We start from the raw sequence: 20,525 nt of genomic DNA on the forward strand, positions 1-20,525 counted from the left end.
GTCTGTTCATGAAGAAGTTGACGCAACAGGAGTGGGAGCAGCGCTACCAGAGCTTGACCCTGGAGGCCCGCGCCTTCATCGACGGCAGCTACCGTGACGCCCTGTGCGGCGAGACCTTCGACGACCTGAGCCCGGTGGATGGCCGGCATCTCGCCAAGGTCGCCAGCTGCATGGCCGCGGATGCCGATGCTGCCGTGCGCGCCGCGCGTGCCAGCTTCGCGCGGGGTGACTGGGCGCAGTTGGCGCCGGCGCAGCGCAAGCGGGGGCTCATCGCCTTCGCCGACTTGCTGTTGGCCAATGCCGAAGAACTGGCCCTGCTGGAAACCCTGGACATGGGCAAGCCGATCAGCGACTCGCTGAGCATCGATGTCCCCGGGGCGGCCAATGCCATCCGCTGGAGCGCCGAGGCCATCGACAAGGTCTACGACGAGGTGGCCCCCACGCCGCGCGATCAGCTCGGCCTGGTGACGCGCGAACCCGTCGGCGTGGTCGCGGCCATCGTGCCCTGGAATTTCCCCTTGATGATGGCCTGCTGGAAGCTCGGCCCGGCCCTGGCCACCGGTAACTCGGTGATCCTCAAGCCCTCCGAGAAGTCGCCGCTGACCGCCATCCGCATCGCCGGCCTGGCACTGCAGGCCGGCATTCCCGCCGGGGTGTTCAACGTGCTGCCTGGTTACGGCCATACCGTCGGCCAGGCGCTGGCGCTGCACCCGGACGTCGATACCCTGGTGTTCACCGGCTCCACCCGCATCGCCAAGCAGTTGCTGATCCATGCCGGCGAGTCCAACATGAAGCGGGTCTGGCTGGAGGCGGGCGGCAAGAGCCCCAACATCGTCTTCGCCGATGCCCCGGATCTCACTGCCGCTGCCGAAGCGGCCGCGGCGGCCATCGCCTTCAACCAGGGCGAAGTCTGCGTCGCCGGCTCGCGGCTGCTGGTCGAGCGCTCGATCAAGGAGCGCTTCCTCGAACTGGTGGTAGAGGCCCTGCGCGGCTGGACGCCCGGCCATGCGCTGGACCCCGCCACCCGGGTCGGCGCCCTGGTGGACGACGGCCATCTGCGTACCGTGCTCGGCTATATCGAGGCCGGCCGTGCCGAAGGGGCGCGCCTGGTGAGCGGCGGCGAGCGGGCCCTGGCCGAGACCGGTGGCAGCTACGTCACCCCGACGATCTTCGCCGGCGTGGACAACGCCATGCGCATCGCCCGGGAGGAGATCTTCGGGCCGGTGCTCGCGGTGATCGAATTCGACAGCGAGGAGGAGGCCGTACGTATCGCCAACGATACCCCCTATGGCCTGGCGGCGGCGGTCTGGACCCGCGATCTGTCCCGTGTCCACCGCGTGGCCCGGGCCTTGCGCGCCGGCAGCGTCTGGGTCAACCAGTACGACGGCGGCGACATGACGGCGCCCTTCGGCGGCTTCAAGCAGTCCGGCAATGGGCGCGACAAGTCGCTCCATGCCTTCGACAAATACACCGAACTCAAGGCGACCTGGATCAAGCTCTGAGCCACCACGGCGGATCCGGCGCCCGCGCGGGGTTCGCAGGTAGAGGAATCACACCATGCAGCAACATGTCGGCAGCTATTACGCGGCCTCACGCAATCTCCACGTTGAATACCCGGCGCTGCAAGGCGGCGTCGAGAGCGACGTCTGCGTCATCGGTGCCGGCTACACCGGCCTTTCCACCGCGCTGTTCCTGCTGGAGCACGGCTTCAGCGTGACGGTGCTGGAAGCGGCGCGGGTCGGCTTCGGCGCCTCGGGGCGCAACGGTGGCCAGATCGTCAACAGCTATAGTCGCGACATCGACGTCATCGAGCGGCAAGTGCCGGCCAGGCAGGCGCAGCTGCTGGGCCAGATGGCCTTCGAGGGCGGCCGCATCATCCGTGACCGCATCGCCCGCTACAACATCCAGTGCGACCTCAAGGATGGCGGCGTCTTCGCGGCCCTCACCAGCAAGCAGATGGGCCATCTGGAAGCCCAGCAGCGGCTCTGGGAGCGCTACGGCCACACCCAGCTGCAATTGCTCGACGAGCATGGCATCCGTGGTGTGGTGGGCACCGAGCGTTACGTCGGCGGCCTGCTGGACCTGAGCGGTGGTCACTTCCATTCCCTCAACCTGGCCCTGGGCGAAGCGGCGGCGGTCGCCGCCCTTGGCGGCAAGATCCACGAGCAGAGTGCGGCGATCCGCATCGAGCGCGGGGCGCATCCCGTGGTGCACACGGCCAATGGCCAGGTGAAGGCGCGCTTCGTCGTGGTCGCCGGCAATGCCTATCTGGGAGGCCTGGTGCCGGAACTGGCGGCCAAGTCCATGCCCTGCGGCAGCCAGGTGCTCACCACCGAGCCACTGTCGGAAGAGCTGGCGCGCAGCCTGTTGCCCCAGGACTACTGCGTGGAGGACTGCAACTACCTGCTCGACTACTTCCGCCTCAGCGCCGATCGCCGGCTGATCTACGGCGGTGGCGTGGTCTACGGGGCGCGGGACCCGGCGGATATCGAGGCCATCATCCGGCCGAAGATGCTGCAGACCTTCCCGCAGCTCCGGGACGTGAAGATCGACTTCTCCTGGACCGGCAACTTCCTGCTGACCCTGTCGCGCCTGCCGCAGGTCGGCCGCCTGGGGGACAACATCTACTACTCCCAGGGCTGCAGCGGCCATGGCATCACCTACACCCACCTGGCGGGCAAGGTGCTGGCCGAGGCCCTGCGTGGCCAGGCCGAGCGCTTCGATGCCTTCGCCAGCCTGCCGCACTATCCCTTCCCGGGCGGGCGGCTGCTGCGCGTCCCTCTCACCGCCCTCGGCGCGACCTACTACCAGTTGCGCGATCGCCTGGGTATTTGACCGTGTCCGCTCGCGCAGCGCGCGGGCGGACCCTCTGGAGGAAGACCATGTCTCGCATGCCCCTGATCGGCGTGACCGCTTGCCGGCAGACGCTCGGCAAATACGATTCCCATACCGTCGGTGACAAGTACGTCGAGGCCGCCGCCCATGCCGGCTTGCCGGTGGTGTTGCCGGCGCGCAGCGTGCCGAGCGATCCGCTGGCGCTGCTGGAGCACCTGGATGGGCTGTTGTTCACCGGCTCGCCGTCCAACATCGAGCCCTGGCGCTACCAGGGGCCGGAAAGTCTCGCCGGCACCCATCACGATGCCCAGCGCGACGCCAACACCCTGCCGCTGCTGCGCCTGGCCATCGACCGCGGCATCCCACTGTTCTGCATCTGCCGTGGCTTCCAGGAACTCAACGTGGCCCTGGGCGGCAGCCTGCACCAGCGCGTGCAGGAGCTGCCCGGTCATGACGATCATCGCGAGCCCCAGAGCGAAGTGCTGGCCGAGCAGTACGCGCCCAGGCATCCGGTCGCGGTGCCTCCGGGCGGGGTATTCGAGCGCCTCGGCTTGCCGGCGAGCTTCCAGGTGAATTCCCTGCACAGCCAGGGCATCGATCGCCTGGCCAGCGGGTTGCGCATCGAGGCCGTGGCGCCGGATGGCCTAGTGGAGGGCGTCTCGCTGGCCGACGCGCCCGGTTTCGTCGTCGGCGTGCAGTGGCATCCCGAATGGAATTTCCGCGACACGCCCGAATCCCTGACGCTGTTGAACGCGTTCCGGGATGCCTGCCAGCGTTACGCCGCGTCGCGTTAGGTTTTGTACGAAAAGTCGCCGAGCGAAGGTTAGGCGAGGCGAAAAAGGCTGAGGAAGCGGATCGGACCCGCGCTCGGGTTTACGAGTGGTAAATGATCATTCCGAAGCCTTTTTCAACGAAGCATCACCGAGCGCAGGCATTTTTCGTACAGAGCCTAGGTCCGTTACGCCGCGAGCGCAGCCCCGGCTGGCGTGGCGCCCAGGCGGCTTACGCTCAAGGGCGTAGCTGCACGCCAGCAGCAGGGCTCTGACGCGTGACCGGGCGGGTGCTGACCGGGGAAGGCGGCTTGATCGCTGCGATCAGGCTCCTCCACGCAGGATCTCGACCGCCTTGGCGATATCGGGAGCCAACCAACGATCCTGTTCGTAGGGCGGTACCACGGCGCGTAGCCGCTGCCAGGTGACCGCGGTGCCTTCTCCGAAGCGCCGTGCCTTGAGAAATTCGAATGCTTGCGCGGCCAGCAGATACTCGATGGCCAGGATGCGCGTGCTGTTCTCGATCACCCGTAGAAGTTTGAGCGCGGCGCCAGTGCCCATGCTCAGGTGGTCTTCCTGTAGCGCCGAGGTGACGAAGTTGTCCACGACGGCGGGCTGCGCCAACTGGCGATTTTCCCCGGCGTGGGAGGCTGCCACGTACTGGGCGATCATCATCCCCGAATTGACCCCGGGATGAGCGACCAGGAACGGCGGCAGACCGCTCACCAAGGGGTTGACCAGGCGATCGAGGCGCCGTTCGGCGATACCGCCCAGCTCGACCAGGGCGATGGCCAGCAGGTCGGCCGCCATGGCCACGGACTCGCCATGCGGATTGGCCTGGGAGACCACCCGGTAGTCCTCCGGCGTGCCCAGCACCAGCGGATTGTCGGTGGCACCGGCCAATTCGAGATCGATCTGCTGCGCGACATGCCGGAGTTGATCGCGACAGGCACCATGCACCTGGGGAATCGAGCGGATACTCAAGGCATCCTGGGTGCGCACGCCTTGGAAGCTGGCCAGCACCTCGCTGTTCGCCAGCTGGGCGCGCAGGTTGGCACCGACCTGCTGCATGCCCGGATGAGGTTTGAGCGCCAGTACCTGTTCGTCGAAGGCATCGAGTTGGCCGCCGAGGGCCTCGAAGCTCATGGCCGCGATGCAGTCGGCCCATTCCACCAGGTTGTGGGCGTCGGCCAACGCCAGGCAGCTCAGGCCGGTCATGCAGGGGGTGCCATTGACCAGGCTCAGGCCATCCTTGGCGCCCAGCGCCAGCGGCGGCAGCTGGGCCGTCTGCAGGGCGTCGCTGGCGCTGAGGATGCGTCCGCCCCAGCGGACTTCGCCGTAACCCAGCAAGGCCACGCCCACATGGGCCATATGCGTGAGATAGCCCACCGAACCATCGCGAGGGACCAGGGGCGTGATACCTAGGTTGAGCAGCGCCAGGAGAGCCTCGACGACCTCGCGGCTGATGCCCGAATAGCCATGGGCGTAGTTGTTGATGGCCACGCAGATGATGGCGCGGGTCTGCTCGTCGCTGAGCGGCTCGCCGATCCCGCAGGCGTGGCTGAGCAGCGTATTGCGGGACAACTCGGCCAGTTGCGGTCCTTCGAGCAACACATTGCACAGGGCGCCGAGGCCGGTGCTGATGCCATAGGCGCGTTCGCCTCGGGCCACGATCCCCAGGACGATAGCGCGCGCTTCATCGATGCGATGCCAGGTGTCTGCGGTCAACTCCAGCAGGGCGCCATCCCGCGCCACCGCGACGATTTCCTGCCAGCTCAGCGAGGTGCTGCCGCGAATGACGGTAGCGGCCGCCAGGGTGGGGGGTGAGGCTTGGGTCATGGGCATCACTCACCGCTCCGCAGTTGATGGCTGGACACGAACTGCCGGAAACGTTCGCTCGGCAAATGCTCGAACAGCTCTTCCGGGGTGCCCTGGGCATCGATCTGCCCCTGGTGCATGAACACCACCCGATTGGATACGTGGCGGGCAAAGCCCATCTCGTGGGTGACCACCAGCATCGTCATGCCCTCGTCGGCGAGCGAACGCATTACCTTGAGCACTTCGCCCACCAGCTCCGGGTCCAGCGCCGACGTCGGCTCGTCGAACAGCAGCGCGCCGGGCTCCATGGCCAGGGCCCGGGCGATGGCGACCCGCTGTTGCTGACCGCCGGAGAGATGGGCCGGGTAGTAGTCCTTGCGTTCGTAGAGGCCGACGCGCTGCAAGAGGCGTTCGGCCTGCTCGCGGCATTCGGCTGGCGAGCGCTTGAGCACCCGCAGCGGCCCTTCCATGACGTTTTGCAGCACGCTGCGGTGCGACCAAAGGTTGAAGCTCTGGAACACCATGCCCAGACGGGTACGCAACCACTCGACCTGGCGCTGGTTGGTCGCCTTGAGCGTGCCGTCGCGGCCGCGCTGCAGGGCGATGGTCTGGCCTTCCAGGCTGATGCTGCCCTGGTCCGGCGTTTCCAGCAGGTTGATGCAGCGCAGGAAGGTACTCTTGCCCGATCCACTGGCACCCAGGATGGAGATCACGTCACCCGGGTGCGCCTCCAGCGAGATGCCCTTGAGTACCTCCAGACTGCCGAAGGCCTTGCGGATGTCTTGGACGACGAGCGTCGCCGCGGCTTGTTGACTCATAGCGGGCTCCAGGGGCGAATCATAGGTCGGCGGAAGGTTGGGCAAGGGGGGTGGCGGCCTGGGCGGACGGTGCCCGGCGGGGCGGCGTCAGCAATCGCTCCAGCCAGGCCAGGATGCGTACCAGCAGGAAGTTGAGCACGAGGTAGATGGCCGCGGCGCAAACGAAGACTTCCATGGTGCGATAGGTCCGCTGGATGATCTGCTGGGCCACGCCGGTCACGTCCCAGACCGTCACCAGGCTGGCCAGCGCCGTGGACTTGACCAGCAGGATGGCTTCGGTGGAGTAGGCGGGCAGTGCCTGGCGCAGGGTGATGGGCGCTATGACCGTGCGCAGCACCTGCCAGCGGGTCATGCCCACCGCCATTGCGGCTTCGATCTGGCCGCGCGGGACCGCCAGCAGGCCGCCACGGATGATCTCGGCGGTGTAGGCCGCGGTGCACAGCGCCAGCGACAGCACCGCGCAGCCGAAGGGGGAGCGCAGCAGCGGCCAGGCGAAACTGTCCCGGATCACGCTCAGTTGGCCCAGGCCGTAGTAGATGAGGAACATCTGCACCAGGAGCGGCGTGCCCCGGAACAGCGCTATGTAGGCGCGCGCGGGCAGGCTCACCCAGGGGCGGCGATTGACCCTGAGCGCCACGACCAACACCGCCAGGATGACGCCGCAGATGAGCGAGAGGCTGAACAGCGCCAGGGTGGTGGGCAGCGCGGTCAGCAGTCGGCCCATGACATAGGCGAGAAAGGCGAAATCAGGCATGCGCTAGGCTCCGCTATGCAGGGGGCGCTGGGTACGACGTACCCGGGCTTCGGCGATATGAAACAGGCGGCTCGACAGGCCGGTCAGCAGGAGGTAGCCGATCCCGGCAATGATGTAGAAGGTGAAGTACTGGCGGGTCGAGCCAGCGGCTACCTGGCTGGCACGCATCAGCTCTACCAGCCCGATGACCGACACCAGGGCGGAATCCTTGAGGCTCATCTGCCAGACGTTGCCCAGTCCGGGCAGGGCGAAGCGCCACACCAGGGGAATGACGATGCGGCGTAGCAGCAGCGATCGCGACATGCCGATCGCCTGCCCCGCCTCGATCTCACCGGGCGCGATGGCCAGGTAGGCGCCACGATAGACCTCGGCCTGGTAGGAGCCGGAGATCAGGCCCACGGTGAGGGCGCCGACCCAGAAGGGCGGCAGGTCTATATAGCCCTCGCCACCGAACCAGTAGCCAATGGCGGTCACCAGGGTCGCGCCGCCGAAGAAGAACAGGTAGATGATCAACAGCTCGGGTACGCCCCGGAACAGCAGCGAATAGGCCTCGCCCAGCAGCCGCAATGAGCGATGCCGGGAGAGTTTGGCGCTGGCGACCAGCGCCCCGAACAGGGCGCCGATCAACAAGGCAGTGAGGGTGACCAGCAGCGTGGTGCCCATGGCTGCGAGCAGGGAGGCGCCCCAGCCCCGCTCACCGAACCCTAGAAGTACTAGGACATTCATCCGGGAATCCTGCAGTGACGTGACGGATGGCGAGGCGGCACGGGCCGCCTCGCCTCGAAATCAAGGCGTCAGGTCGACCTTGAACCATTTCTCGCTGAGCTGCTTGACGGTGCCATCGGCGATCGCCGCCTTGAGCGCGGCGTCGAATTTGGCCTTGAGCTCGGGATCGCCGTGACGGAACGCCAGGGCCTCACCCTCGCCCCAGATGGGGCCGGCCAGCTCAGGCCCGGTGAACACCACCTGCTGGTTGCCCGGCTGCGCCATGATGGAATTGAGGAAGGTCACGTCATCGAAAACCGCATCGATGCGTCCGGCCGTCAAGTCCAGTATCGCGTCTGCGGAGGTGGTGTATTCGCGGATCGTGGCGATCTTGCCGAAATAGGTGTCGATGAAATCGGTGTAGACGGTGCCCGAGGCGATGCCGATGGTCTTGCCGGCCAGGGCCTTCTGCAGGTCGGCGACCCCGGCCGCGATGTCTGCCGGCGCGGTGCTCAGGGTCCGTACGTCCTTGGCACCCGTGTCACCGGGCAGCAGGTCGGCCTTGAGTGCGGCGAAGCTGGCCGGCGTGCGGGCGTAGGGTATCGAGAAGGCCACAGCCTGCTTGCGTTCGTCGGTCACCACGATGGCGTCCATGAGCACATCGACCTTGCCGGCGTTGAGACTGGCGATCATGCCGTCCCAGTTCTGCACGACGTAGGTGCACTTGAGCTGCATCTGCGGGCAGAGCTTGTCCATCAGATCAATCTCGAAGCCGCCGAGCTTGCCGCCTGGCAGCGTGAGGTTCCAGGGCTCATAGGCACCCTCGGTGGCGATCTTCACGCTGGTCCATTCCTTGGCCTGTACCAGCCCCCCGGTCAGTACCAGGGCCATGCCTGCCGCCAGCATATTCAAACCTCGCATCTTTCCCATCTCTGCTCCTTGGCGCTGTCTGGATGAAGCTCTGGATCTTCGGTTACCGACACATGTATGTACAAGCATAAGCAAATGTAGGGCCAGTTGGTTCGTTGCAGCTTTGGTCCAGGTTCGAAAGGGGGATGAGGTCGATAGAAGAGCATCTCGAGCGCAATCAAGGTGCGCCCTCTCTTTTTCCGCACCATTCCAGGGCGCTCTGGCGCTGGCTCCGATCTTCTCCTGGCTACTTTCGGTAACAGCTCGGTAACGCACGGCGGACAACCCAGGGCTTCAAGGTTGCAGTGCCAGGGCGTTCAGGCGGATCACGCCAAGCTGAGCCTTGCCTTGTATAGTCAACCTGGTGGGCGATGGCCCTGGCGAGACATGCAGGGCATCCAGTGGCTCGAGTCCCAGGCGGGTACCCTCATGACGGACTTCCAGCGACCCCCCGGCGCAAAACAGCAGCAGCGCTCGCGAATCATCCAGCTCCCAGGCGCCATCGATCGCTACCCAGTCGAGTTCGGCTGCATAGCGATCAGCGCGATAGATCAGGTTGAAGTCACGGATGGGGCCATCGAGCAGCTCGCACTCGACCTGGGCATCACCGGAGAAAACGAATGCCTGCCAGCAGCCCAGGGGCGCGGTGATCTCGCCGTCGACGTGTAGCCGCATCCCCGTACCCTCGATCACGCTGATGATCCGCGTCATGCCGGCGAAAGGGGAAAAGGCTCCGGATTGCGTCACGTCGGCCAGCGACACGCGCCAGCCGAAGTCGGTAGCCGTGGTGGCGGTATCGCGCGCGATCTCGAGGGTACTGCCCAGGCCGTTACGCCAGGGCATGCGCCGGTGCCCTGCCGCGGGAAGGAGAGCGAGCCTGCTCATGAGCCGAAATGCCCTTCCAGCCGATAGCGACTGCCGGGATACAGCAGCCTGGCGCTGGTGACGGCGCGGCGTCCCGACCAGGTGCGCCGCCGAATCAGCAGGCACGGCTCGGTGGCGGGGATGTGCAGTAACTTCTGCTCTTCGGCGGAGGGGAGCACGGCTTCGACCACGTGCTCGCCTTCGGTCAAGGGCGCGAGGCGGTTCAGGTAGACGTAGGGTGTTTCGCTGCTGAAATCCTGGTCGAGATACTCGGGCGCTACCGCCGGATTGACGTAGCGATCTTCTATTTGCACCGGCACGTCGTTTTCGTAGTGCACGATCAGCGAATGGAAGACCGGCTGGCCCTCGCGCACGCCCAGCGCCACGGAACGTTCGCCGTTCGCCGTTTCACTCTGCATCCGGATGACTTCGAGACGGTGCCGGTGGCCGCGGGAGGCTATCTCGTCGGCGATGTTGTGCACCTCGAAGAGGGCGGCCTGGCCCTTGGGTTCGGCGACGAAGGTGCCCACCCCCTGCATCCGCACCAACAAGCCGTCGCTGGTGAGTTCACGCAGGGCCCGGTGCACGGTCATGCGGCTGAAGCCCAGTTGTGCGACCAATTCCGCTTCGGACGGGATCTTCTGGTGCGGTGGCCAGGCGCCCGAATGGATTTGCCTCAGGATGAGTTGTTTGACCTGCTCGTAGAAAGGTGCGGGAGCGGCCTTGGGCAAAGGTGCAGGGTTCGGCGATGAAGGCATGAAAGGCCCCTTGGAAAGACTGGTGTGGTGTTTCAGACGTTAATTGCACAATGTTGGCGGCGCTTTTTCGGCGGCAACGGCGGACCGCCCGTGCGGCGTTGCCACTCCTCGCATAGCTCCGCTATGACTCGTCGCGACGCCTGGCCCAGTCGGAGCGCCGAACCGCCAAAAAATCACTCGCCGATTCTTGCGCGAACTCCTGAAGCGCCACACCAGCAGTTTACCGTCGTGATTTATGTCTGTATATGTATATACATGTTAGACATGGCTAGTGTGAGGTCGATTATGCCGGCTTTTTTTGCGGAAAGGGCGCTGTTACCCGAGGGGTGGGCGACGGATGTGCGCCTGGAGGTGGACGCGCGAGGCTATCTGCGGAGCGTCCAGCCGCGAGCCACGGCAGAGGGCGCCGAGCGACTGCAGGGCCCGCTGCTGCCGGGTATGCCCAATCTGCATTCCCATGCCTTCCAACGCGCCATGGCCGGCCTGGCGGAGGTGGCGGGTGCCACCCAGGACAGCTTCTGGACCTGGCGCGACCTGATGTATCGCCTGGTGGGCCGGCTCGAGCCGGAGCAGGTGCAGGTGGTGGCGCGGCAGCTGTATATCGAGATGCTCAAGGCTGGCTACACCGCCGTTGCCGAATTCCACTACGTGCACCACGACACTCAAGGCATTCCTTACGCCGATCCCGCCGAACTGGGGGGGCGCATTGCCCAGGCGGCACGCAGCGCGGGCATCGGCCTGACCCTGCTACCGGTGCTCTACAGCTACAGCGGCTTCGGCGCCCAGGCACCGACCGCGGGCCAGCGGCGCTTCCTCCATACCACCGACAGCTACCTGAAGCTCCTGCCCCGCCTGGCGGCGGTACTGGATGACCGGCAGCGCCTGGGCCTGTGCTTTCACTCGTTACGCGCCGTCAGCGGCGAGCAACTCGCCACGGTACTGGCGGCGACGGATGCCCGCTGGCCGGTGCACATCCATATCGCCGAGCAGCAGAAGGAGGTGGACGATTGCCTGGCCTGGAGCGGGCGCCGGCCCCTCGAGTGGCTGTACGACCAGGTGGCGGTGGATGAGCGCTGGTGCCTGGTCCACGCCACCCATGCCCTGCCCAACGAAGTCGCCCTGATGGCCCAGAGCCGGGCCATCGCCGGCCTTTGCCCGACCACCGAGGCCAACCTGGGCGACGGGCTCTTTCCGGCGACGGATTTTCTCGCGGCGGGCGGGCGCTTCGGCATTGGCTCGGACAGCCATGTGAGTGTCAGCCCGGTCGAGGAGCTGCGTTGGCTGGAGTACGGCCAGCGCCTGCGCGACCAGCAGCGCAACCGCCTGGTCGGTGCGCGCCAGCCCAATGTCGGCCACCATCTCTTCGAGCAGGCATTGCAGGGTGGCGCCGCGGCCCTGGGCCAGGAGATTGGCGCGCTGGAGTCCGGTCGGCGTGCCGACTGGGTGGTGCTGGAAGGCGCCGATCCCTACCTCGCCAGCGCACCTGCGGAGGCCGTACTCAACCGCTGGCTGTTCGCTGGCGGCGATCGCCAGGTACGGGATGTGATGGTCGGGGGGCGCTGGGTCGTGCAGGAGGGGCGGCACCCTGACGAGGCGGCCAGTACCGAGGCCTTCGCCCAGGTGCTGCGAACCCTGCTCGCTTGACGGGAAGAAGGTCCCCGACCGCGTCGGGGACCCTTGGGATCAGCGGCCGTAACGCTCGCGTCCCCAAGCCAGCGCCGCCTCGAGCAGCTGGCGCAGGACGTCCTGGGTAGGCGCGGCGCGGTCTTCGCGATAGTCGAAGGGCGGCGCCTCGTCCATGTAGGTGCATTGCGCCAGCTCAAGCTGTACCGCATGGATGTGCTGGTCGGGGGCGCCGTAGTGTCGCGTGATGAAGCCGCCCTTGAAGCGCCCGTTGAAGACGTGGGTCAGGCGCTGCTGGCCACTGGCGACCGCCTGCAGGCGGCTGGTCAGTGCTGGATCACAGCTGGCACCGTCGAAGGTACCGAAGTTGAGATCCGGCAGTTGGCCGTCGAACAACCGCGGTACGCGCGAACAGATGGAATGGGCATCCCACAGCAGCGCATAACCGAAGGTCTCCCTCAGCCGCTGTAACTCCATCACTAGGGTCTGGTGATAGGGCCGCCAGATTTCCTCCAGTGCCTGCTGGCGCGTCTTGGCGTCCGGCGCCTGGCCATCGAGGAACAGGGGGCTGCCGTCGAAGAGCACGTTGGGAAAGAGCCCGGTGGTGGCGCTGCTGTAGAGGGGTACGTCATCGTCGGGTCGGTTGAGGTCGACGACGTAGCGCGAGTAGAGCGCTTCCAGGCGGCTGGCGCCCAGTTCCTCGGCCATGGCATAGAGCCGGGGAATGTGCCAGTCGGTGTCGGCGAGGGCATGGCCAGCGGGCACCAGGCCCTGCTCGACGGCGCGGGTGAGGCGGGTGCCGGGATGCGGCATGCTGATCAGCAGCGGCACCTGGCCGCGGGTGAACGTCAGGGTGTCAGACACGGGTGAGCTCCTTGCCGTGGCGGATGATGCGGGTGTCGAGTTGGCCACCGAGCCAGTAGGCCAGCTCGGCGGGGCGGGCGATGTCCCAGGCGATGAAGTCGGCGTACTTGCCTGCCTCCAGACTGCCGTAGCTTTCCGCGAGGCCGAGCGCCCGGGCGGCGTTGAGGGTGACGCCGGCCAGGGCTTCTTCCGGGGTGAGGCCGAACAGGGTGCAGCCCAGGTTGAGCATCAGCCGCAACGACAGCACTGGCGAGGTACCCGGATTGGCGTCGCTGGCCAGGGCGATGGGCACGCCATGGGCGCGCAGGGCGGCCACCGGTGGCAACTGCGTCTCGCGCAGGGTGAGGAAGGCACCCGGTAGCAGGACCGCGACGGTACCGGCGGCGGCCATGGCCATCACGTCTTCCTCGACCAGGTACTCGAGGTGGTCGGCCGACAGCGCGCCGTAGCGGGCCGCGAGCGCCGCGCCGTGCTGTACCGACAGCTGCTCGGCGTGCAGCTTGACCGGCAGGCCGAGCCGGGTGGCGGCCTGGAAGACGCGCTCGACCTGGGCCGGAGAAAAGGCCAGGTGTTCGCAGAAGGCGTCCACCGCATCCACCAGGCCCTCGGCGGCCAGTCGCGGGAGCCAGTCGTCGCAGAGGGCGGTGATGTAGTCATCGGCACGGCCGGCGAACTCCGGGGGCAGGGCATGGGCCGCCAGGCAGGTGGTGCGCACCGTGACCGGCAATTCCTCGCCCAGCCTGCGTGCCACCCGCAGCATCTTGCGTTCGCTCGCCAGGTCCAGACCGTAGCCGGATTTCACTTCCAAGACGGTGACGCCTTCCGCTAGCAAGGGGCGAGCCCGGCGCAAGGCGCTGGCCAGCAATTCGTCCTCGCTGGCGGCGCGGGTGGCGCGGACGCTGCTGGCGATGCCGCCTCCGGCGGCGGCGATCTCGGCATAGCTGACCCCCTGCAGACGCTGCTCGAATTCACCACTGCGATCGCCGCCGAAGACCAGGTGGGTGTGGCAATCGATCAAGCCGGGCGTGACCCAGGCGCCCGCCAGGTCATGGCGTTCACCGATCGCTACCGACGGCAGTTCGTCCAGCGGGCCGACCCAGTGCAGCCGCTCGCCATCGACCAGCAGGGCGGCGTTTTCCAGGGCGGCATAGACCCCATCGACCAGGGTGGCGGCCTGGCAGTTGTACCAGAGCTTCATGGCGTGTCCTCGCGCATGGGGGAGGCCGATGCGACCGCGTGACGGCGGGCCAGCAGCCAGTAGAGCAGGGCCGGGACCAGCAGGCCGATGACCCAGGAGATGTCGACCCCACCCAGGGGCTCGACCAGCGGACCGGTATAGAGCTTGGTCGACAGGAAGGGCAGCTGGATCAGCACGCCGATGACGTAGACGGTCAGGCCGGTACGGTTCCAGCGGCCGTAGCGGCCATCCGGGTCGGCGAGGGCTGCCAGGTCGTAGCGCTCACGGGTGATGCAGTAGTAGTCGACCAGGTTGATCGCGCTCCAGGGCGTGAAGAACGTCAGCAGGAACAGGATGAAGGACTTGAACGCCAGCAAGAACGCGCCCTGGCCGAGCAGCGCGATCAGCGTGGCCGTCCCGACGATGACCAGGACGAACAGCAGCCGCTGCCGCGGGCTGACCCTGAGTTCGCCACGGAAGCCACTGATCAGGGTGGCGATGCACATGAAGCTGCCATAGGAGTTCAGGGTGGAGATGGTCACCTTGCCGAAGGCGATGCTGAAGTAGAGCAACGCCGCCATGGCGCCGCTGCCGCCCAGGCCGACGATGAAGGCGACCTCGTGACCGACGAACTTGCCATTGGCCATGGCCGCGGCGAAGACTCCCAGTACCATGGCCGTCTGGGCACCCAGCACCGAGCCGGCACCCACGGCGAGAAAGGTCTTGATAGCGGAGGTCCGGGCCGGCAGGTAGCGCGAGTAGTCGGCCACATAGGGGCCATAGGCGATCTGCCAGGAGGCGGCCAGCGAGACGGCGAGCAGGAAACCGCTCCAGCTGAAATGCCGATTCTGCAACAGCGCCGGTACGTCGCCGACGCTGAGCACCCGGTTGAAGAGGTAGCAGAAGGCGATCACCCCCAGCACGCTGGCCAGCCGGCCCAGCAGGTGAATGGCGCGATAGCCTAGCACCGTGACCAACACGATGACCGCGGCGAAGATCAGGATGCCCAGGCTGTCGCTGACCTTGAACAACTGGCCGAGTGCCTGGCCCGAGAGCACCGTGCCGGTCGCGGTGAAGCCCAGGTACATCAGGCAGACCAGCACCAGGGGCACGGCCGCGCCCTGGACGCCGAACTGCACGCGACTGGAGATCATCTGCGGCAACCCCAGCCGCGGACCCTGGGCGGCGTGCAGTGCCATCACCGCGCCGCCGAGCAACTGGCCGAGCAACAGCCCCCAGAGCGACCAGAAGACATCGCCGCCCAGCACCACGGCGAGGGCGCCGGTGACGATGGCGGTGATCTGTAGATTGGCCCCTAGCCAGAGGGTGAACTGGCTGTACAGTCGGCCATGGCGTTCATGGGGCGGAATGTAGTCGATGGAGCGCCGTTCGATCAGCGACGGCGAGGAAGCGGACTCTGACATGCTGGACCTGCGCGGTGAGGGGCCTCTGCCAGTGCCCATCGCGGACAGCCGGGGAGGCAGGAACGCGGAAACGCGCCGGTGGCGGCAGCACGGCCGCCACCGCGCGACTCATTACGCCTGATGCTTGGTGATCATCGGCAGGTTCAAGCCCTGCTCGTGCGCGCACTCGATGGCGATCTCGTAGCCGGCGTCGGCGTGACGCATCACTCCGGTGGCCGGGTCATTGGTCAGCACCCGGGCAATGCGTTCGGCCGCCTCATCGGAGCCATCGCAGACGATGACCATGCCCGAGTGCTGCGAGAAGCCCATGCCCACGCCGCCACCATGATGCAGGGACACCCAGGTGGCGCCGCTGGCGGTGTTGAGCAGGGCGTTGAGCAGCGGCCAGTCGGAGACGGCGTCGGAGCCATCGCGCATCGCCTCGGTCTCGCGGTTGGGGCTGGCCACCGAGCCGGAGTCCAGGTGGTCGCGGCCGATGACGATGGGCGCCTTGAGTTCACCGCTACGCACCATCTCGTTGAAGGCCAGCCCCAGTTTGGCACGCTGGCCCAGGCCGACCCAGCAGATGCGCGCCGGCAGGCCTTGGAAGGCGATACGCTCGCGAGCCATGTCCAGCCAGTTGTGCAAGTGGGCGTCATCGGGGATGAGCTCCTTGACCTTGGCATCGGTGCGATAGATGTCCTCGGCTTCACCGGACAGCGCCGCCCAGCGGAACGGTCCGATGCCCCGGCAGAACAGCGGGCGGATGTAGGCCGGGACGAAGCCGGGGAAGGCGAAGGCGTCGCTCACGCCTTCCTCCTTGGCCATCTGGCGGATGTTGTTGCCATAGTCGAAGGTGGGCACGCCCTGGCGCTGGAAGTCGAGCATGGCGCGCACGTGCTGCGCCATGGAGGCCTTGGCCGCCTTGACCACCGCGGCCGGCTCGGTGAGGGCGCGTGCGCGATAGGCGTCCCAGGTCCAGCCGGCCGGTAGATAGCCATTGAGCGGGTCGTGGGCGCTGGTCTGGTCGGTGACCATGTCCGGGCGGACGCCGCGCCGGACCAGCTCGGGAAGAATTTCCGCGGCGTTGCCCTGCAGGGCGATGGAGATGGCGCGGCCTTCGCGGGTGTAGCGGTCGAGGCGGGCCAGGGCATCGTCCAGATCCTTGGCCTGCTCGTCGACGTAGCGGGTCTTGAGGCGGAAATCGATCCGGCTCTGCTGGCATTCGATGTTCAGCGAACAGGCACCGGCCAGGGTCGCGGCCAGGGGCTGGGCCCCGCCCATGCCGCCCAGGCCGGCGGTCAGCACCCAGCGACCCTTGAGGTTACCCGCGTAGTGCTGGCGCCCAGCCTCGACGAAGGTCTCGTAGGTGCCCTGGACGATGCCCTGGCTGCCGATGTAGATCCAGCTGCCAGCGGTCATCTGGCCGTACATGGCCAGGCCCTTGGCATCCAGCTCGTTGAAGTGCTCCCAACTGGCCCAGTGCGGCACCAGGTTGGAGTTGGCGATCAGCACGCGCGGCGCGTTGCTGTGGGTCTTGAACACCCCGACCGGCTTACCCGACTGCACCAGCAGCGTCTCGTCATCGCCCAGCGTCTTCAGGCTGGCGACGATGGCGTCATAGCACTCCCAGTTGCGTGCTGCCCGGCCAATGCCCCCGTAGACGACCAACTCCTCGGGATTTTCCGCGACCTCGGGATCCAGGTTGTTCATCAGCATGCGCAGGGGCGCTTCGGTGAGCCAGCTACGGGTGTTGAGCTGGGTGCCGCGGGGGGCGCGGATGGTCACGGAGCGATGGCGGGTGGCGTCGGTCATGGCGGGTCCTGCGAGAGTTTGGATGATAGAGCATGTATATACAAGTATAGGTAAAAAAGCCAACCAGGCAATAGGGCAGGAGGGGATCGCCATGGGCAGGCCCGGATCATCCTGCAGGGTGCAGGATGGATGCTGGACGCGGCTGGCCCCGATGCAGCCCGCGAGCGTCCTGCCCTGGGGCCATGACAGGGTAGCCACGAGCGACGCTTGGGATTCGTTCGGGAGGGACAGGTAGGGCGGTGCGGACGTCGATACGGGGCAGACAGCCCGGCGGAACCGCGGGCCTGCCGGATGGGGCAAAGGTCGAGACGCGGGGCGCCTAGAGACTGCTCAGCCCATCAACCCAGGCGTCCGCGGCGGCACCATCCGCCTCGATCCGGTCGCCTCGAAGGCTGCCGCCAGGCGCAACAGGTTGGAGTCGTCATAGGCGCGGCCGGCGAAGGTCAGGCCCACCGGCATGCCGATGTCGGCCATCAGGCCCATGGGCACGGTGACGGTGGGTACGCCGAGGTGGCGGATGGCCAGGTTGCCGTTGGCCACCCAGACGCCGTTGCTCCAGGCGATGTCGGCGGAGGCGGGGTTGATGTCGGCATCGGCGGGCGCCACGTCGGCCACGGTGGGAAAGAGCACGGCATCCAGGCCCAGGGCCTGCAGCCAGTCTTCCAGGTCGAGCTTGCGGGTGAGCTCCAGGCCGCGCAGGCCGTCGGGGAGGGTGGCGATCTGCTCCCAGGACTTGAGGCCGCGTTCGGCCATGCGCACGTATTCGGCCATGCCGGCCGCCAGGTCGCCCTCGCGATTGGGCAGGGTGCCGGGTTCGTGGGGGAAGATCAGCTCGCCCTCGACGTCGACCAGGCGATTCAGCTTGGGATCGCCGTTATCGCGCAGAAAGGCATCGAAGCCCCAGGCGGACAGGTCCCAGAGTTCGTCGTGGAGGAATTCCTTGGAGACGATGCCGCGGTTGAACACCGTGGGCGCGCCGGGGCGGTCGCCTTCGCAGTTGGAGACCAGCGGGAAGTCCACCTCGATCACCGTGGCGCCGGCGGCTTCCAGCGCGGCGCGCGCCTGTTCCCAGAGGGCGATGACCGAGGCGCGGGTCTGGATGCGCTGGCCGGTGGGGCCGCCGATGCCGGGATTCTCGCTGGTCCCTGCGTCCGGGTCCTGGTTGATGAACATGCGCGGCACGCCGAGGCGCTTGCCGGCCAGCGCATTGGGACCGGCGACCAGGGCCTGGTAGGACGCCGGGCGTACCGCCGACGCCAGCGGCAGCGGCACCCAGGGTTGCAGGCGCCAGAGGTCGCCGGAGGTGTCGGGGTCGTCCGCCACCACCACGTCGAGCACTTCCAGCAGGTCGGCCATGGTCCGCGCATAGGGCACCACCACGTCCATGGTCGGCGTCAGCGGCCAGTTGCCGCGCACCGAGATGACCCCCCGCGACGGGGTATAGGCGCAGAGTCCGTTGTTGGAGGCCGGCCCACGACCGCTGGACCAGGTTTCCTCGGCCAGGCCGAAGGCGGCGAAGCTGGCGGCGGTCGCGGTGCCGGCGCCATTGGAGGAGCCGGAGGCGAAGGGAGCGGTGAGGTAGTCGGCGTTGTAGGGGCTCTCGGCGCGGCCGTAGACACCCCGCTGCATGCCGCCGTTGGCCATGGGCGGCATGTTGGTCTTGCCCAGGCAGATGGCGCCGGCGGCGCGCAGGCGTTCGATGGTGAAGGCGTCGCGCTGGGCCACCAGGTCCTTGAAGGCCGGGCTGCCGGAGGCGGCGGTGAGGCCCTTGACCAGGTAGCTGTCCTTGGCGGTGTAGGGAATGCCGTCCAGCGGACCCAGGGTCTCGCCACGGGCGCGGCGACGATCGGACTCGGCGGCTTCGGCCAGGGCGTCGGGATTGCGCACCACCACGGCGTTGAGGGCGGTGGCGGTGCCGGGGGCGTCATAGGCGTCGATCCGGGCCAGGTAGGCCTGGACCAGTTGCACCGCGGTGACCTGGCCGGATTCCAGGGCGGCGCGCAACTCGGCAATGGAGCGTTCGGTTACTTCGATCATGGTCAGTCGCCGTAGGAGAATTCATCTAGCGCGTCATGATAGCCGGCTCGGCCGGCAGGGGCACGGGGACCGCGGTGGCCGGGAGCGACGGATCAGGTCACCGGTGCGACGCCGGCACGGCTCGGCGCGCAGAGGCGCTCGACGTCCGCCGCGAGTGGCTGGAGCAGGGCGCGGTCTTCGGCCTGGCCGAGGGCACTCTCGGCGCGGGCCAGTGCCAGCCGGGAGTGGCGCAGGCACTCGCGCTTGATCCGTCCATCGCCTTGCACCGCCAGGCGGGCCAGGGCCTTCTGCAGGCGCATGCCCACCTCCACCAGGGGCGCGGCGTCGCGGCCCACCGGCAGGAAGAAGTCGTCGAAGAGGTCGTCCAGTTCCAGCGCCGGTACCTCGATCCGCGGATAGCGGGGTTCGACCGCCTCGCGCGCTTCGGTGAGCAGGGTCAGCAACCGCTGCGCGCGGCCGAGGATGGCGATGGCGGTGCCCGCGTCACTACGCGAGGGCACCAGGGCGCCGGTGGCGATCTCGCCCAGCACCGTGAGGCCGAAGCGCGGGTCCTGGTCGTGCAGGCGGCGGACGTCCAGGGTGAAGGCACTGCGCAGGCGGTCGTCCTGTTCGGGCGGCAGGCCCGCGACCCACAGCAACGGCTGCGCCGGGTCGACGAAGGCGCCGGGTAGCACCGCCAGGCGCAGACGGCCCCGTTCGCCGCAAAGCTCGGCCAGCAGCGCCATGTCCACTCGTTGCAGATAGCCGGTGCGCGTGGCCAGCAGCGGGCGGCCGGGCGGCGGCTCGTCCAGGGGAATGGCGCTGCCGCCTAGGTGGGGATCGGCCAGCCAACGCTCCAGGCTGCGCTGGGCAGCGGCTTCGATGCTGTCGCTGGTGGCATCGAGCTGACCGAGACGCGAGAGGTGGTCGATCCAGCGCAGCAGGGTGAAGACGATCAGCAGGATCACCACCAGGGTGACGGCGAAGAGCACCACCCGGCCGTTGTCGCCATAGAGGCCGGTGCTCAGGGCGATGATGCCGACCAGGCTGAACAGGAAGGAGCCGAGAAAGGTGGCCAGGGCGTTCTGGGTGGTGCTGTCTTCCAGCAGCAGCGGATAGGCCCGCGGCGTCACGCCGCTGGCCGCGGCGTTGTAGGCCGAGACCATGGTGCTCAGGGAGAAGGTGGTCACCGCCAGCATGCTGCTGGCGATGATGGTGAGGATCTTGTCGACGGCATCGGCGCCGACCTTGGCCGGTAGCGTCGCCGGAATGTGATCGCGCAGCAGCAGGGCGAGGAGGGCGGTCGCCACGCCGACGACCGAGAACAGGGTCGCGCGGAACCAGAGGCGGCGCTGCAGCCCGCGCAACACCCAGCCCAGGCGGGTCAGCACCGGCT

17 protein-coding genes are annotated in these 20,525 nt (G+C 67.4%); 4 read left to right on the forward strand and 13 right to left on the reverse strand.

Annotation, left to right across the window (positions count from 1 at the left end; genetic code table 11):
• Positions 1–8: 8 nt before the first annotated feature.
• Genes AR540_RS08340 through AR540_RS08350 form a run of 3 tightly spaced genes read left to right on the forward strand, consistent with a single transcriptional unit; the run spans position 9 to position 3,629 of the window.
• Positions 9–1,502 (forward strand): aldehyde dehydrogenase, encoded by a 1,494-nt coding sequence (locus AR540_RS08340; RefSeq protein WP_059227770.1) that lies wholly within the window; start codon positions 9–11, stop codon positions 1,500–1,502.
• Positions 1,503–1,557: 55 nt separating this feature from the next.
• Positions 1,558–2,835, forward strand: a complete 1,278-nt coding sequence (locus tag AR540_RS08345; protein WP_059227772.1) for an NAD(P)/FAD-dependent oxidoreductase — start codon at positions 1,558–1,560, stop codon at positions 2,833–2,835.
• 47 nt (positions 2,836–2,882) lie between these two features.
• Positions 2,883–3,629 (forward strand): gamma-glutamyl-gamma-aminobutyrate hydrolase family protein, encoded by a 747-nt coding sequence (locus AR540_RS08350; protein WP_059227773.1) that lies wholly within the window; start codon positions 2,883–2,885, stop codon positions 3,627–3,629.
• 300 nt (positions 3,630–3,929) lie between these two features.
• On the opposite strand, the gene AR540_RS08355 is transcribed toward AR540_RS08350, so the two are convergent.
• The 7 genes from AR540_RS08355 to hutC all read right to left on the reverse strand — a co-directional run bounded on the left by AR540_RS08355 (position 3,930) and on the right by hutC (position 10,231).
• Positions 3,930–5,444 (reverse strand): HAL/PAL/TAL family ammonia-lyase, encoded by a 1,515-nt coding sequence (locus tag AR540_RS08355; RefSeq protein ID WP_236712018.1) that lies wholly within the window; start codon positions 5,442–5,444, stop codon positions 3,930–3,932.
• Between the two features lie 5 nt (positions 5,445–5,449).
• The gene (locus tag AR540_RS08360) at positions 5,450–6,241 is read right to left on the reverse strand and encodes an ABC transporter ATP-binding protein (protein WP_059227777.1); all 792 of its coding nucleotides are present in this window, start codon (positions 6,239–6,241) and stop codon (positions 5,450–5,452) included.
• Between the two features lie 19 nt (positions 6,242–6,260).
• Positions 6,261–6,995 carry an ABC transporter permease gene (locus AR540_RS08365; protein ID WP_059227779.1) on the reverse strand — a complete coding sequence of 245 codons (735 nt, stop codon included), beginning with the start codon at positions 6,993–6,995 and terminating at the stop codon, positions 6,261–6,263.
• 3 nt (positions 6,996–6,998) lie between these two features.
• A complete protein-coding gene (locus tag AR540_RS08370; RefSeq protein WP_059227781.1) occupies positions 6,999–7,721 on the reverse strand; it encodes an ABC transporter permease in 723 nt (240 codons plus the stop codon).
• A 60-nt stretch (positions 7,722–7,781) separates the two neighbouring features.
• Complete coding sequence (locus tag AR540_RS08375) at positions 7,782–8,621, reverse strand: transporter substrate-binding domain-containing protein (RefSeq protein WP_082706952.1); 840 nt, start codon at positions 8,619–8,621, stop codon at positions 7,782–7,784.
• A gap of 282 nt (positions 8,622–8,903) precedes the next feature.
• The gene (locus AR540_RS08380; protein WP_059227783.1) at positions 8,904–9,452 is read right to left on the reverse strand and encodes a HutD/Ves family protein; all 549 of its coding nucleotides are present in this window, start codon (positions 9,450–9,452) and stop codon (positions 8,904–8,906) included.
• Between the two features lie 38 nt (positions 9,453–9,490).
• Entirely contained in the window at positions 9,491–10,231 is a 741-nt protein-coding gene (hutC, locus tag AR540_RS08385) for a histidine utilization repressor (protein WP_059227786.1), read from the reverse strand.
• Between the two features lie 285 nt (positions 10,232–10,516).
• Here hutC and AR540_RS08390 point away from each other — a divergent pair, with 285 nt between their 5' ends.
• Complete coding sequence (locus tag AR540_RS08390) at positions 10,517–11,875, forward strand: formimidoylglutamate deiminase (protein ID WP_059227789.1); 1,359 nt, start codon at positions 10,517–10,519, stop codon at positions 11,873–11,875.
• Between the two features lie 39 nt (positions 11,876–11,914).
• On the opposite strand, the gene hutG is transcribed toward AR540_RS08390, so the two are convergent.
• The 6 genes from hutG to AR540_RS08420 all read right to left on the reverse strand — a co-directional run bounded on the left by hutG (position 11,915) and on the right by AR540_RS08420 (position 20,520).
• The gene (gene hutG / locus AR540_RS08395; protein ID WP_059227790.1) at positions 11,915–12,718 is read right to left on the reverse strand and encodes an N-formylglutamate deformylase; all 804 of its coding nucleotides are present in this window, start codon (positions 12,716–12,718) and stop codon (positions 11,915–11,917) included.
• A complete protein-coding gene (gene hutI / locus AR540_RS08400) occupies positions 12,711–13,916 on the reverse strand; it encodes an imidazolonepropionase (RefSeq protein ID WP_059227792.1) in 1,206 nt (401 codons plus the stop codon). Before hutI ends, hutG begins: the two co-directional genes overlap by 8 nt.
• Positions 13,913–15,319, reverse strand: a complete 1,407-nt coding sequence (locus AR540_RS08405; protein ID WP_059227794.1) for a purine-cytosine permease family protein — start codon at positions 15,317–15,319, stop codon at positions 13,913–13,915. Before AR540_RS08405 ends, hutI begins: the two co-directional genes overlap by 4 nt.
• 111 nt (positions 15,320–15,430) lie before the next feature.
• Positions 15,431–17,113 (reverse strand): urocanate hydratase, encoded by a 1,683-nt coding sequence (hutU, locus tag AR540_RS08410; protein WP_059227796.1) that lies wholly within the window; start codon positions 17,111–17,113, stop codon positions 15,431–15,433.
• A gap of 330 nt (positions 17,114–17,443) precedes the next feature.
• Complete coding sequence (locus AR540_RS08415) at positions 17,444–19,150, reverse strand: amidase (RefSeq protein ID WP_059227798.1); 1,707 nt, start codon at positions 19,148–19,150, stop codon at positions 17,444–17,446.
• Between the two features lie 92 nt (positions 19,151–19,242).
• Positions 19,243–20,520, reverse strand: coding sequence for a DUF2254 domain-containing protein (locus tag AR540_RS08420; RefSeq protein ID WP_059227799.1), 1,278 nt, complete (start codon positions 20,518–20,520; stop codon positions 19,243–19,245).
• Between the last annotated feature and the right edge of the window lie 5 nt (positions 20,521–20,525).

Origin of the sequence: Pseudomonas sp. EpS/L25, from assembly GCF_001512295.1 — a bacterium.
GTDB lineage: Bacteria > Pseudomonadota > Gammaproteobacteria > Pseudomonadales > Pseudomonadaceae > Chryseomonas.